Annotated in this window: 11 protein-coding genes; 8 read left to right on the forward strand and 3 right to left on the reverse strand. The window is 66.7% G+C overall.

Annotated features, from left to right (window positions below; all coding sequences use genetic code 11):
- The first annotated feature begins 203 nt into the window (after positions 1–203).
- From DL237_RS10565 to DL237_RS10590, 6 genes are all read left to right on the forward strand, one after another.
- A complete protein-coding gene (locus DL237_RS10565) occupies positions 204–1,445 on the forward strand; it encodes an alpha-D-ribose 1-methylphosphonate 5-triphosphate diphosphatase (RefSeq protein WP_119399038.1) in 1,242 nt (413 codons plus the stop codon).
- A gap of 329 nt (positions 1,446–1,774) precedes the next feature.
- The gene (locus tag DL237_RS10570; RefSeq protein WP_119399039.1) at positions 1,775–2,896 is read left to right on the forward strand and encodes an extracellular solute-binding protein; all 1,122 of its coding nucleotides are present in this window, start codon (positions 1,775–1,777) and stop codon (positions 2,894–2,896) included.
- Positions 2,897–3,261: 365 nt separating this feature from the next.
- On the forward strand, positions 3,262–4,362 hold the full coding sequence (locus DL237_RS10575; protein ID WP_119399154.1) for an ABC transporter ATP-binding protein: 1,101 nt from the start codon (positions 3,262–3,264) through the stop codon (positions 4,360–4,362).
- A complete protein-coding gene (locus tag DL237_RS10580) occupies positions 4,359–5,774 on the forward strand; it encodes an ABC transporter permease (RefSeq protein ID WP_119399040.1) in 1,416 nt (471 codons plus the stop codon). Before DL237_RS10575 ends, DL237_RS10580 begins: the two co-directional genes overlap by 4 nt.
- A 202-nt stretch (positions 5,775–5,976) precedes the next feature.
- Positions 5,977–6,810 carry an ABC transporter permease gene (locus DL237_RS10585; protein WP_119399041.1) on the forward strand — a complete coding sequence of 278 codons (834 nt, stop codon included), beginning with the start codon at positions 5,977–5,979 and terminating at the stop codon, positions 6,808–6,810.
- Between the two features lie 7 nt (positions 6,811–6,817).
- Complete coding sequence (locus DL237_RS10590; protein WP_119399042.1) at positions 6,818–7,543, forward strand: hypothetical protein; 726 nt, start codon at positions 6,818–6,820, stop codon at positions 7,541–7,543.
- A 272-nt stretch (positions 7,544–7,815) separates the two neighbouring features.
- On the opposite strand, the gene DL237_RS10595 is transcribed toward DL237_RS10590, so the two are convergent.
- Positions 7,816–8,376, reverse strand: coding sequence for a tetratricopeptide repeat protein (locus DL237_RS10595; protein ID WP_158585618.1), 561 nt, complete (start codon positions 8,374–8,376; stop codon positions 7,816–7,818).
- Between the two features lie 106 nt (positions 8,377–8,482).
- Between DL237_RS10595 and DL237_RS10600 the strand changes: the two genes are divergently transcribed.
- Together DL237_RS10600 and DL237_RS10605 are read left to right on the forward strand one after the other, a co-directional pair.
- Entirely contained in the window at positions 8,483–9,406 is a 924-nt protein-coding gene (locus DL237_RS10600) for a PHP domain-containing protein (protein WP_119399044.1), read from the forward strand.
- A gap of 116 nt (positions 9,407–9,522) precedes the next feature.
- Positions 9,523–11,142, forward strand: a complete 1,620-nt coding sequence (locus DL237_RS10605) for an acyl-CoA dehydrogenase family protein (RefSeq protein ID WP_119399045.1) — start codon at positions 9,523–9,525, stop codon at positions 11,140–11,142.
- A gap of 736 nt (positions 11,143–11,878) precedes the next feature.
- Here DL237_RS10605 and DL237_RS10610 read toward each other — a convergent pair.
- Positions 11,879–14,041: an esterase-like activity of phytase family protein gene (locus tag DL237_RS10610; RefSeq protein ID WP_119399046.1), complete on the reverse strand. Its 2,163-nt coding sequence runs from the start codon at positions 14,039–14,041 to the stop codon at positions 11,879–11,881.
- 133 nt (positions 14,042–14,174) lie between these two features.
- Positions 14,175–14,729, reverse strand: coding sequence for a MarR family winged helix-turn-helix transcriptional regulator (locus tag DL237_RS10615; protein ID WP_119399047.1), 555 nt, complete (start codon positions 14,727–14,729; stop codon positions 14,175–14,177).
- Positions 14,730–14,849: the final 120 nt, after the last annotated feature.

The following is a 14,849-nucleotide window of genomic DNA, read 5'->3' on the forward strand; positions in this document are numbered from 1 at the left end:
CCTGCTCATCCAAAGGCACAGCCGCCGCGCGAAAGGTGCCGCAGCGCAGGCGGCAGGCCCCGTGAACCGATGCGCCCCCTTACGGCACCGACAGCCCGGGCGGGACCGGCCCCTGCAACCGCCCTCTCAGACCCCCCGGCTCGCCATTGCACCGACCGCAGCCGCCGCCTATCGTATGCCGGACCTGACCGGACGAGGCCCCGATGCACACCCAGACCGCCGGCGAAACGCCCGCCCTTCTCTTTCAGGGGGCGCAGGTCATCCTGCCCGACCGGATGGTGCGCTGTTCCGTACGGACCGAAGGCGACCTGATCACCGGTCTCGACCGGCCCCGCGACGGCGCGCGCGTGATCGACGCCAGCGGCCTGATCCTTGCACCTGCCATGGTCGATATCCACGGCGATGCCTTCGAACGACAACTCATGCCCCGCCCGGAGGTGTTCTTTCCCCTCGACCTGGCGCTGCTGGAAACCGACCGTCAGCTGGCGGGAAATGGCATCGCCACCGCCTATCACGCCTTGACCCTGTCGTGGGAACCGGGCCTGCGCTCGGTCGCCCGTGCCCGGCAGGTCGTCGATCAAATGGCCGCTCTCGCGCCGCGCCTGCGCGTCGACAACCGCCTGCAACTGAGGTGGGAGACGTTCTGTTTCGAGGCCCGCCCGCTGATCGAACAGGCTCTTTCGACGACGCCCCGCCCCGCGCTGGCCTTCAACGACCACACCTCGATGGCCCTGCTGCACCCCGACACGCCCTTGCAGGACCGCCCCTTCGATCACGATCCGGCCTTTCCGGTGACCGACACGACCAGCGCCGCCTTTGCCCAAAAGATCACGGCGCGCGCGCAACGCTCGGGGGTATCGCGCGATGATTACGTCCAGCTGATCACGCGGATCTGGGAACGGCGGCCCGACGTGCCCGCCGCGATCGACGCCATGGCACGGGCGGGGCGCGCCGCCGGGGTGCCGATGCTGTCGCATGACGACACCCAGCTGGAAACCCGCCGGTTCTATCGCGACCGCGGCGCGGCCATCAGCGAATTCCCCATGCGCCGCGCCGTGGCCCGCGCAGCACGCGAGGCGGGTGATTTCATCGTCTTCGGCGCGCCGAACGTGGTGCGCGGCACCAGTCACATCGGGTCGCCCTCGGCCCGCGACATGGTACAGCAGGGCCTGTGCGATATCCTCGCCTCGGATTACTTCTATCCCGCGATGCTGGCAGCCGTGGCCAGGATGCGCGCCGACGGCATCGCCGTCCTGTCGGAGCTGTGGAAGCTGGTCTCGCATAATCCCGCTGTCGCCCTGGGGCTGCACGACCGTGGCCGGATCGCACCCGGCGCGCGCGCCGACCTGGTGTTGCTCGACTGGCCCGAAGGTGGCGCCCCCGCGCCGCTGCTGACATTGTCCGGCGGCAGGATTGCTCATGCGGGGCACAGCTTCGGGCTCTGACACGCCAGCGCGGCCCGAGCCCGGCGGCGCCCCGCGCGTGCGCGTACCCGCGCCTCACCCGCGCGCATCAAACACAGACCCGGACCATTCAACCAAAGCGTGCAAGAAAATGCTTGGCGCTCAGCGGGATTGGCGCAAATGTATCGGCATGGGCGCCACCAGCGCCCGGCATTCATCCCGCGTCGACGCCTTTGCCGAGCTGACAACAAAACGTCATCAAATGGATGCACAAACTCGATACGCGGATCACGGTCTGCTGCGGACCGCAAAAAGCAAAACGCATAACACGGCCAGATAAGCTCAAGGCATTCACAATCAGGGGGACCATCATGACATTCAATCGCAGAACCGCACTGAAAATGACCGCAGGGGCCGTCGCCGCACCTGTCATCCTGCGCGCCCATGATGCGCTCGCCTCCTCGGGCAGCGTCAAGGTGCTTGCCTGGCAGGATTATATCCAGCCCAATATCGTCGAGAAGTTCGAGGCCGATACCGGCATCACCCTCGACCTGACCACCTTCGGGTCCAACGACGAGGCGGAATCGACCGTGCGCGCCAATGGTGGCAAGGGCTTCGATGTCGTCTTCCCCTCGATCACCAATGTCGCCAGCTACTACGATGACTCCGGCGAATGCTATTTCGCCCCCCTTCCGGACGCGGTGAACGTCGACGCGGTGATCCCCGCCTTCGTGCGCGATAGCGCCGCGCTCGGTGGTGTGCAGAACGGCGAACAGGTCGTGCTGCCCTTCGACTGGGGCACCGAGGGGATCACCCTGAACCGGGACCAGCTCGACATTTCGGATGCCGACCTGTCCTATGGCGACATGTTCGGCCCCACCACCGTGGGCAAGGCCGCCTTTCGGCAGAAATCGGCCCTTATCGGCGTCGGCCTCTATCTCGACGCGACGGGCGAGGTTGCCTCGAACCGGATGCTCGATGTCTACAAGTCAGAAGAGGACGCGCGCCGCGTGTTCGGCGAAGTCGTCAAATGGATGGTCGCCCGCAAGGACCATTTCGGCGCCTTCTGGAACAACGCGACCGAGGCGACCGCCGCCTTCAAGGACGCGGGCTGCATCATCGGCCAGACCTGGGACACGACGGGGCTGCTGCTGAACCGCGAAAACCCCAGCTATGTCTACCGCGCCCCGAAAGAGGGCATCATCACCTGGCTCGACAGTTTCGGCATCCTGCGCGGGGCAGAGAACACCGAACAGGCCGTCGCCTTCATGAACTTCATGCTCACCCCCGAGGTCGGCGGCATGTTCGCCAACAACACCGGCTACAATTCGGCCGTGCAGGGCGCCGCGGATTTCGCGACGGATGAATTCAAGGCACAGTTCAACGCCGTCTACACCGCCGAGGTTCTCAGCAACATGTGGTGGTGGCAGTCCGATACGCCCTTCTACGGCCCCGTCGTCAACGAGATGGTCGAGATCGTCACCAACGCCTGACGCGACACGGCGGCCCATGACTGCGCGCGGTGCGTTGGAACGTCCGTCGGTCTGACAGAACCGGCCTCACGCACGGGACACCGACACCGACGACGGCGCGGCACGGCGCGCGGGCAGGCAGCCAATTCGACATCACCGGGGCGGTCACGCAGCCGCCCCGGTTGCCCAGCGGCGAAACCGTCCTGCCGCCACTCGGCTCCCCACCGTTAGCCCCCGGCACGGCCACCACAAAACCAAAGTGCCACCCCGTAATTTTGTACCCTGCAATTTCGACCCTGCCAGGCACCGCATCGGAAAAGACCCGCAGATGCTTTGCCCGCAGGACGATCCTCAAAAAAGGAACGCCAGTGGCACGTGATCTGGAAATGCGCGGTCGTGACGTGCAGCTCGAAGGGGTATCGATCACCTACCCCAACGGCTATACCGCCGTGCACCCGACCGATCTGCACGTGCGCGCCGGCGAATTCTTCTCCATTCTCGGCCCCTCGGGCTGTGGCAAGACGACGATCCTGCGCGCGGTGTCCGGGTTTGTCGCCCCCAGCGCCGGGCGCATCCTGATCGGCGGCGCGGACCAGCGGGGGATCGGCCCGAACGCCCGCCCGACGGCCCTGATCTTTCAGAACCTCGCGCTGTTCCCCCTGATGCCGGTCTGGGAAAACGTCGCCTTCGGTCTCGAGGCGCGTGGAATGCCCCGGCGCAAGCGCCGTGACCAGGCCCAGAGCCTGCTGGATCTGGTCGCCCTGGGCGATCAGGGCGACAAGCTGCCGTCGGACCTGTCGGGCGGCCAGCGCCAGCGTGTCGCCATCGCCCGTGCCCTGGCGGTCGAACCGGCGGTTCTGCTGCTGGATGAACCGCTCTCGGCGCTCGACCTCAAGCTGCGCCAGCACATGCGCACCGAATTGCGCGACATCCAGAAAAAGACCGGCGTGACCTTCATCTACATCACCCATGACCAGGGCGAGGCGCTGACCATGTCCGACCGCATCGCGGTGATGAATGCCGGTGTGATCGAACAGACCGGCACCGGGGACGAGATCTATTCGCGCCCGGTCTCGGCTTTCGTGGCCTCCTTCGTGGGCGAAGGAAACACCTTTCACGGGCGCATCACCCGGACCGGAGACGGGATGGCGCGCATCGATACGCCCGCGGGGGCGCTGCTGGGGCGGAACCCGGCGGGCCTGCCGGTCGGCACGCCGGCGATCCTGTTCGTGCGGCCCGAACGCATGGCCTTCGGGGATTTGCCCAATGCCTTCGACGTCACCCTGCTGCGTCGCGACCTCGAAGGCGCGTTCGTCAATTTCACCTTTCGCACTGCCGATGGGCGGCCCATCGCGTTGCACCAGTCCAATCTCGGCCAGGCCGATGACGCCGGGCAAACCGCCCGCATCGGTTTTGCCCCCGATGCGGCCCTGATCCTGCCCGAAGGCCCGATGGCCCGCACCGGCCAGGAGCTGGCCTCGCAATGACGGGCATGTTGCGCGGATACGGTGTCGGCCTGACCGCGCTGTTCCTTGTCGCCGCGCTGGCCTGGGCGCTGGTGCTGATCATCCTGCCCCAGCTGACGATGCTGGAACGCGCCGTGACCCAACCGAAACGCGCGCTCGATTCCTCCATCGCGATGCAGATGTCGCGCGACGCACGCAGTTGCGCCGCGCTTCTGGCGATGCAGGGGACAAAACCCGATGCAGCCCCCACTGCTGGACCCGGTGCAATATCAGGTGCAACATCCAGTGACCTCGCGGTGCCCGCCATCGGTGGAATGCTCAGCGTCCCCGCGATCGGCACCACGGCCCCGACGGCATCGACACCGCCGGTCCGCCCCTACATCCTGCAATGTGATCGCGCCGACACCCACTGGCGCCTGCGCCGAGACGACGAGGCGCCGCCGGTCTACCTCGACACCGAATACGGCATCGAAACCCTCCGGGTCGACGCGACGGCCCCGCTCCCGGCACAAATCGACATGGCCCGCCAGATCAGCGCCCTGACCCAGGCCCTGGCCACCCGCCTGCAAGCGCAAGAGGCAAGGGCCTTCCCCTACACCATGGACAATTTCCAGGCCCTCGCCGCGCCGCGCCTGATCCCGATCCCCCCGGATCGGCAGCAGGCCGAGGATGCGCGCCTGTCCAACCGCCTGATGACCCTGATCGGCCTGCGCTTCGAACGCGACGGGCAAACCTACGAACGCCTCGCCCTGGTGACGCTGACGCGCACGCTGTGGTTCGCCATGCTGGCAACCGCGCTGGCGCTGCTGCTGTGCTATCCCATCGCCTACAAGGTCGCCCTCGCCACGCCACCGGACAAGGCAGTGTGGCTGTTCCTCGGCCTGGTCATCCCCTATGCCATCGTCGAGCTGATGCGGATCTACGCCTGGACCACCATCATCGACAACCAGGGCCTGATCAATGGCCTGCTCCGGGCCGCGCACCTCGTGTCGGAACCGATCCAGTTCAACCGCTTTCCCGGCACCGTCTTCGTGGTCATCGTCTATACCTACGTGCTGTTCATGGTCTTCCCGATCTACAACGTCATGACAACGCTGGACCGCAACCAGATCGACGCCGCCCGTGACCTCGGCGCCTCGCCGCTTCGGCTGCATTGGCGGGTCATCGCTCCGCATGCGAAACCGGGCATCGCCGTCGGCTGCATCGCCACCTTCATGCTCAGCGCCGGGGCCTTCTCGGTACCGCGTATCATTTCACGCGGATTGCAGGCCGAATGGTTCAGCCAGACGATCTACAACAAGTTCTTCGAAAGCGCGAATGCCAACGTCGGCGCCGCCTATTCCTTTGGCTATACCCTGATCTGCGTGCTGCTCGTGGCCCTCTTCATGTGGCTGATGCGCACCCGCCTGAAAGACTTTGCGAGGGCGCAATGACACTTTCACTTTCCCCAACCCCGTCACCCGCACCGCCACCGGTCGCAGTCCTCGCCCCACCGCCCCCCCGATCCGCCTCCACTGGCCTTCCGCAGCCAGCGGCGCGCGCCCCCACGCCCGCAGCAACACCGCCGACGACGCCCGCACTCATGCCCGTACCCACTTCCCCAGCCCGCCCCGGCCCCAAAGGCGGACCCGCACAATGACCTCCACCCGCTTGCTCACCACCTATACCTGGGCCTTCCTGATCTTCATGTTCGCGCCGCTGGTGCTGATGGTGATCTCGTCCTTCAACGACGCCTCGCCCCCCACCGTCACCGAATGGCACGGGCTGACCGGAAAATGGTACGCCTTCTTCTGGTGGCCCGACGACGCCCTGCGCGCCGATCCGGTGCTGCGCGCCCTCGATCGCGACCGCCTTGTCGGCTGCATGGGCAATTCGCTGCGCGTGGCTGGCATCGTGGTGCCGCTGTCGCTCCTGCTCGGCCTGGCCGGCGCGGTCCTGCTGACCCGCTGGCGCACCCGCGCGCAGGGCCTGCTGTGGTGGGTGCTACTGTCGCCGATGCTGGCGCCCGGCATCGTGCTCGGCCTCTCCGCGCTGGTCTTCTGGGGGCGGATCGGCGTCAGCGCGGGCCTGTTCACCGTCGTCATGGCACAGACCACCTTCATCGCGGGCTATCCGATGCTGATCCTGATGGCGCGCCTGCAACGCCAGCCGGTCGAACTCGAGGAAGCGGCCCTCGATCTCGGCGCCTCTCCCTTGCGCGTCTTTCGCCGCCTGACGCTGCCCTACCTCGCCCCGGCCCTGATCTCTGCCGGTGTCATCGCCTTCATGGCCAGCGTCGAAAATTACAACACCACCATGTTCGCCAAGGGCGGCGCCTGCACCCTGGCCACGGAAATCGGCGCCATGGGACGCAACCCCAACGGACACCCGCCAGTGATCAACGCCATCGGCACGGTGATCATCGCCATCACGGTCCTGGCCGCCCTGGCCCATACCTTCCTGTTGTCGCGCGAAAAGAAAGCGGCATAAAGAGGGCATGAGCACGCCAGACATCCCCCCCGCGCCCCGGATCATCGCCCGCTGCCACCCCGCGCTGGCGGCGCTGCTGCCCGAACCGCAGACCGCCCGCGCCGCCCTGCCCGACTGGCTGCGCACCATGCCCGCGCAAACCCCGGCAGATACGCTGAACGGCGACCCGGTGCGCACGCTGAAACACTGCCCCCCCTTCCTCGACGCCCTCTCGCTCGGCCTGATGATGCCCCTGGCCACCGACCTGCACTTCGACAGGGGCGCCGTCAGCTGGGACTGGGATCCGCCCGTCCTGCCCGACACGGCCCTCTCACGCGCGCCCATCGCGCTGCACCTGCCCGAACAGGCAAAGGGCGCCCCCTACCCGCTCGCCGTCAACTCCATCCTCAAGTTCATCAACTTCTGGACGCTGGAAACCCCGCCGGGCACATCCCTGCTCTTCACCCACCCCCTCAACCGCGAAGACCTGCCCTTCCGAACCCTCTCGGGCGTCGTCGACTGCGACCTCTTCCGCGATGGCTACGTGCATTTCCCCGCCCTCTGGCTGGATCGCGACTTCACCGGCACCCTGCCCGCCGGAACCCCGATCGCCCAGGTCATCGCCCTGCCGCGCGGCACCTCGCCCGATCTGGAGGTCACCGTGATGACCGACACCCAGATCGCCGCCAACCGCCGCCTGCAAGACGACCTCGCCACCACGCCGGGAACCTACCGCAAACGGTTCCGCCACTGAGCGACCCCGGCTCTTTCATCTGGCCCGAAATACCCCGGGGGGCCGCAGGCGGGGGCAGCGCCCCCTCCCCCCCTCACCCGCCTCCCGCCCGCCTCCCGGCACGCGCGACAGGGCCGGCACTCTCCACATCCTGATCAGAACATGGTGACGGCCCCGATCAGCGCCCCCCCCCCGGACATGCGGTCATTGTTTGATTATCTCGGCACTTGGCAAGGGACGCCGGGGGCAAGCCGTCCTGCCCCCTCGCGAACCGGGCAGCGCCCCTCCCGCGCTCACAAATCCAGCGGCAGACACCCCTTCGACGCCCGCGTCAGCGCGCGCAGCGCCGCCGCCCGCTCGCCCCGCCCATCCCTGCGCCACAAATCCCTCCGCAGGGCTTCGGCCTCCGGCAGGCGCAGCTCCGCCGCCGCGCGATACAGCATCCCGTCGACCTCGACGTCCCGCCCCGCCAGGGGCTGCAGGACCGCGCGCAGCTCTTCGTAGCGCCCCAGCCTCAGCACGATCCGCCCAAGGTTGATCCGCGCATCCGAATCCCCCGGCGTCAGTCCCAGCACCCTGCCAAAGGCCGCGCCCGCCGCGTCCAGGTCGCCCAGTTCCAGCTCGACCCGCCCCAGCTCGAACCAGGCCTTCGCATGGCCCTTGTCACGCGCCAATGCCCGCCGCAGCCAGGTGCGCGCCGGTCCCCACTTGCCCTGCTCCATCATCACCCGGCCCAGGTTGTACAGCACTGCGGCCGGCGGCTTGCCCTTGTGCGCCGCGCGCATCAGCAACCGCTCGGCCAGCGGCCAGTCACCATGCGCCAGCGCGCCGGTCAGGGGATCCCTCTCTGCCATGGCAAACTCTTGCGTCGCCCCCTTGCGGAATTCAAGCCTGTCATGAAACCATTGCCCAGGTACCCTAGGCAGCACTTCAACCGCCGCCGCCCTCCGGAGATTTCCCATGCGCCTGTCCGCCTTCGCCCGCCCCGGCCAGTTCTACCGTGGCAACCTGCACACCCACTCCACCCTCTCCGACGGCGTCCTGCCCCCCGAAGAGGTCTGCCGCCGCTACCGCGCCGAAGGCTACGATTTCATCGCCCTCACCGATCACTTCGTCGGCCGCTTCGGCTATCCCATCGCCGACACGCTGCCGTTTCGCTCCGAAGGCTTCACCACGATCCTCGGCGCCGAACTGCATTCCGGTGCCATGCAAAACGGCGAACTCTGGCATATCCTCGCGGTCGGCCTGCCTGCGGATTTCGCCCCCTCCAACACCCCGGACTTCACGCCCGTCGCGGATCAGGAAACCGGCGCGCAGATCGCCGAACGCGCCCGCGCCGCCGGGGCTTTCGTCGCGATCGCCCATCCGCAATGGTCCGGCCTGACCCTCTCTGACGCCCGCAGCATCACCGCCGCCCATGCGGTCGAGATCTACAACCACGGCTGCGCCATGGGCTGCGACCGCGGTGACGGCTTCTCCATCGCCGACCTGCTGCTGTCCGAGGGGCGCGACCTGTCCCTGATCGCCACCGATGACGCGCATTTCTACGAACCCGACCATTTCGGCGGCTGGGTCATGGTCAAGGCCGAAGCCAACGACCCCGACGCGCTGCTCTCCGCCCTCAAGGCGGGCGATTTCTACGCCTCCCAAGGCCCCGAACTGCGCGATGTCACGATCTCCGAAACCGAGGTCACGGTCGAAAGTTCTGCCGTCTCCGCTGTCATCGTTCAGGGAAAAGGCTCGGCGTCGGTCGCCGTCCACGGCCACTCGATGACCCGCGCCAGCGTGCCCCTCACCCGCTTTGCCACCTCGCCGTGGATCCGCGTGACGGTCATGGACCGCGCCGGCAAGAAAGCCTGGTCCAACCCCGTCAAGCGGCCGTAGGGCGGGGTTCACCCCGCCGCCCCCGCCCCCGACACCGCCCCCGACGCCGCCCCATATCGCGCCCCTTCCCAACCGCCCCCGCGCGGCCTACCCTTCTGCGGCAGGAGGACCCCGCCATGATCCAAGCGCAAAGCCACCTCGCCACCCACGACGTCACCAACCAGCCCGGCCCGCGCGGCGATGTCGACCTCTGGCAGACCGACCTGCCGCTGCGCGAAGCGATCTCGCGCGAAGGCGGCGACCCGACCGCCCTCGCGCCCTACGGCGCGCAGATGGGCGCGGCGGACACGCGCGAAGACGGTGCCCTCGCCAACCGGCACACGCCGGAGATGCACCTGTTCGATCGGGCCGGGCGGCGCCTGGACGAGGTCCGCTTCCACCCCAGCTACCACGCCCTGATGCGCAAAAGCACCGCCGCCGGCTACAGCGCCATCGCCTGGGACACGGGCGCGACAGGCGGCCATGTCACCCACGCCGCGATGGTCTACCTCGCCTCGCAGGCCGAACCCGGCCACTGCTGCCCCCTGACGATGAGCTATGCCGCCACCCCCGCGCTCGCCGCCAGCCCCGATCTCGCCGCGCTCTGGCTCCCCAGACTGCACGCCCGCCGCTACGATCCCTCGATCCGGCCCGTGGCGCAAAAGGACGGCGCGACCCTCGGCATGGCAATGACGGAAAAGCAGGGCGGCTCGGACGTGCGCACCAACACGACGACCGCCACCCGTGATGGCAATCACTACCGCCTGACCGGGCACAAATGGTTCTGCTCCGCCCCGATGTCCGACGGCTTCCTGACCCTCGCACAGGCCCCCGACGGCCTCACCTGCTTCCTCGTGCCCCGCTGGCTCGACGGGGCGCGCAACACGATCCGCCTCCAGCGCCTCAAGGACAAGCTCGGCAACCGCTCCAACGCCTCCTCGGAAATCGAATTCGACAACACCTTCGCCCAGCGGCTGGGGGACGAAGGGCGCGGCGTGCAGACCATCATCCAGATGGTGCACCACACCCGCCTCGATACCGCGATGGCCCCCGCCGGCCTGATGCGCGCTGCCCTGGCCGAGGCGCACCACTGGGCCCGCCACCGCACTGCCTTCCAGAAACGCCTGATCGACCAGCCCCTGATGCGCGCCGTCCTCGCCGACCTCGCGCTTGAGGTCGAAGCCGCCCTTGCCCTCGGCCTGCGCACCGCCCGCGCCTTCGACGGCACGACCGAACAGGACCGCGCCTTTGCCCGCCTCGGCGTGGCGCTGGCCAAGTTCCACAACAACAAACGCGCGCCCCTCGTGACGTACGAGGCGATGGAGGCGCTCGGCGGCATGGGCTATGTCGAAGACACGCCGATGCCGCTGCTCTACCGCGAAGCGCCGCTGAACGGCATCTGGGAAGGCTCCGGCAACGTGATCTGCCTCGACATCCTGCGCACGCTGGCGCGCGACCCGCTGGCGGCCGAAACGCTGCGCGCCGAACTCACCGCCGCAACAGGCGCCAACCGCCACTTCGACGCCGCCCTCGCGGCGCACGCTGCCCGCTGGCCCGCCCTCCCCCCCGAGGCCGAGGCCCGCTGGTTCGCCGAACGCACCGCGCTGCTGCTGCAAGCCTCGCTGCTGATCCGCCACGCGCCCGCCGCGGTTTCCGACGCCTTCACCGCCACCCGCCTCGCGGGCGAGGCCGGCCGCATCACCGGCGCGATACCGGATGGCGACGTCACCGCCCTGCTCGCCCGCATCGCCCCCTGAAACGCGCCCCCTCTCACGCCTCCTGACGCCTCCTGGCGCGCCACCCGCCCGTCTCGCGCCCGGCACGACCCCCGCCGGGCATTTGCTTCGGAGCCGCCTTCGCCTGATCCCGAAGAGTCGGGGCGCGCGCCGCCCTGCAAGCAAAATTGCGGAGGGTCCACGGCACGTGGAAACCGCCATTTTACTTGCAGGGCGGTGCGGGTTCCGACACGCAAGGATCCGGCGAAGGCGGCGGACAAGCATTTGCTTTGGTGAGCCCGAAGCCGTCCCACCCCATCCGCCCCCCAACGCTGTCCGCATATCCCCCCCGCATATCGACCCTGCCCGGTCATCGCCCCCGCCCGGTCATCGGCCCCCGTCAAAGGCCCCGCCCCGTCAAAGGCCCCCCCGTCATCGGCCCCGCCCGCAAACCGGCCCTGTCGGCCTATCGCTCCCGCCCGCTCATCCTCCTCTCGCTCTCATCCCGCACACTCTTCCGCCTCCCTGGCGCAGCCCGTCCGCCACCACGCCACCGCATGCTGACCGCCGCGCCCGTCTGCCTCGCCCGTCTGCCCCGCCCGTCTGCCTCGCCCGTCTGCCTCGCTCGTCGCCCACCAGGCCCGGAAAAAACACCGCCCGGATACCGCACAGACACCGTTCAAATACCGACGTCGAAATTTCGCTATTTCAATCACTTAACGCAAAGACGCGCCCGGCAATGCCGAACGCGCCCCCAAACCCCTCAAAAGGGCGGTCGTCAGATCTTGCCGATCGAGAAGAACATCGTCTCGCCCGAGTGGTCATCGACCCCGTCATTGTCGGTCGAGACATAGGCGGTCCCGTCCTCCATGATCGCCAGCCCCTCGACCTTGTCGAGGACAAAGCCCCCGGTCGCGGTCAGGTCGGGGATCAGGTCGCGCACCTCCTGCTTGGACACGACAGGCAACTCTTCCCCCAGCGGCGCCGGAACCATTTCAGAGGCCGGGATGCGGTAGATCTTCTTGATCTTCGCCGCTTCACCGATCTGGTTGTCACGCTCGATGACATAGACAAAGTCACCATGCGCGACGATTTCGGACATGCCCACCCAGCCGGTGTCAGGCGCGGCCTTCTCATAGGCCACAGCGCCCCAGATCTTTTTCTCGGGGTTGTAAGCCACCAGTTTCACGTGGTTTTTCGCGTCGTCAGCCCATTCGCGCTGCACCACCATCCACAGCGTATCGCCAATCCGGGTCACCCCTTCAAAGCCAAACCGGGTCTGACCGGCCAACAGCGTCTCGGGCAGCATGACGTCCTCGATGATCGCGCCGGTTGCATCGGCATGGTACAGCGCATGGGCCACACCCTTGTCCGCATTGCCCTCGGACGCCAGCCAGAAGCCGCCCTGACCATCCAGCGTGATGCCTTCCAGGTCCAGACCTTCGGCCGCCGCGCCATCGCGGGTCACGCGGATCACCTGGTCGATTTTCGCAGGCTTTTCAGTGGGATCGATGCGCACGATGGTCGGTTGCGCGCTGTAGAAACTGTCGCTGACCGCCCAGATATGATCGCCATCGGCCACCATGCCCGAATTCGCGCCCCAGCCCACCGGCTTGCCGTCTTCCAGCAGCCCGGCAGACGTCAGCATCGGATAGCTTGCCGGTCCTTCGGCATATTCATAGATCATGACATGCGCACGCACGCCACCATCCTCGGTCAGGTCTGATTCATTGGCCGAGATCAGAAGGTTACGCGACGGGATCGCGATATACCCCTCGGGGGCGATACCCGACGGCAGCAGCTGTTTCAGCACGGGATTGGCGATGTCGCTGACGTCGTAGACACCGACGACCGAGGCCCGCTCGGCACCGACAAAGACCATTCGAGTCCCCTCGAAGGTACCGACCTCGATGGACTCCGGCTCCACGCCCTTCTTGCCCGAACGCTTGTCCGGGTAATGCCCGATTTCCGCGATCGCATATTCGAAGGATGTGCCGCTGTCATAGACCAGATCGCCGGTCTTGGAAAAGATCGACCAGCCGCGCGTGCCGCCGTCCATGTCGCCTTCATTGGCCATCGCGAAATGGTCGTCGTCGATCCAACCGATCGCATCCGGTTCGCGTGGTACGTCCTTGATGCTGCCGTTAAAGGTGATCGCGCCATCCTTTTCGGTGTCCACCCCATCCAGCGAAACCCGCCCCGCCGAAAAGTTCGACAGGATCTCACCGTCCTTGGAAACCACGACGATATGATTGTTTTCCTGAAGCGTGACAACGGTTTCGCCAAGCGAGTTGATGTCCACGAACTCCGGTTCGGGATCTTCGGGCGCGATCTCGGCCAGGCCGGTCATCGCAACGTGCTTGATGCTGGCGCAATCTGCCGTGGCGTCCGCCACACCCAGGATCACCAGGTCACCCGCAGGCATCTGGCCCACACGACCATCCCCCAGCTCCTCGTCCCGCTCGTTTTCGATCGCGACGGAAATAAAGCTGCCATCCGCGGATACGGCCACGCTGTCGGGCTGACCGCCCAGATCGCAGGTTGCGGTGATTTCCTTGCTGGCGATATCGACCGTGACCAGTTTGCCCGACGGTTTCGTATAGCTCTCCGAGGTGTTTACCCCGACATAGGCCGTTTGACCGATGATGCCGACGCTGGTGGGCTCGCCACCCATGTCGATATTGCCCAGCGGCTTGGGTGCGCGCGGATCGGTGATGTCGATCAACCCGACGACACCCAGCGGGCTGTCGGTATAAACCAGCGTCATCCCGTCTTCGGTGGCATAGATGATTTCAGCCGAGGTTTCACGGCTCGTATCTTCGCCCTCGGCCATGTTCAAGGGCGTGGCAAAGTTGGCAATGCGGTTGAAATTCATCTCGGCGCTCGCCATTCCGGCGTGCAGAGCCAGAAGCGATGTCAGCGCAGTGGCGCGAATGATCATGATGTCCCCCATGTGGATCGATGGAGGACAGGTGCCGAAAAGATGTAACGTCATCATGACGTTAAAGACACCCTTTTGCGACAAGACACCGCCCCTTTGCCGGTCCGTCGCCGGTCCGTCGCTGGCCCCGTACCTAGACGGACTCCTGCGTTGCCGCCTCGCCCAGCAGGATACCCTCGGCGTTCAGATCCGCCATCACGCCCATCAGTTTTGACAGCGTACGATACAACGTGCGCCGCTCGGTCGCGGACAGTTTCTGAAGCAGGAATTTCTGGCGGGCACGTCCCACGCGGATCACTTCGCGGCCGACCTCCTGGCCTTCTTCCGTCAGCTCGAAAATGGCGCGCCGGGCATCCTTGGGATCGTCGCCCTTGCAGATATACCCGCGATCCGCCAGTGCGGCCGCGGCGCGGCTGATCTGCGCGCCATCCAGCAACAGGGTTTCGCAGATTTCGCCATAGGATTGCGGGCCGCTGTTGACCAGACGCGCCAGCACCCGCCCCTCGGCCAGGGTCAGCCCGAAATGGCGCGAGAAGTATTTGGAAATATTGCGATTGAATTCACCCGACAACATCCCGATCCTGTAGGTCAGGTAGTCCTCGTGCGGCATCTCGTCATAACTGGCCTCCGCCGTCGTATCGTCGAGGAAGGCGGGCATTTGCCAATAAGGTTGGCTCTTGGGCGGCATCTGGGTCTTTTCCTTTGAACGGAACTGCCCAAGGCTATGGCGAAGTCATTGACATGTCAAACAATCTTGACAGCCGACCGGCCTCGCTTTGCTGACTACGCCAGCTTGGCGGGCACTCTC

It is taken from the genome of Pseudooceanicola sediminis, from assembly GCF_003575965.1.
GTDB lineage: Bacteria > Pseudomonadota > Alphaproteobacteria > Rhodobacterales > Rhodobacteraceae > Pseudooceanicola > Pseudooceanicola sediminis.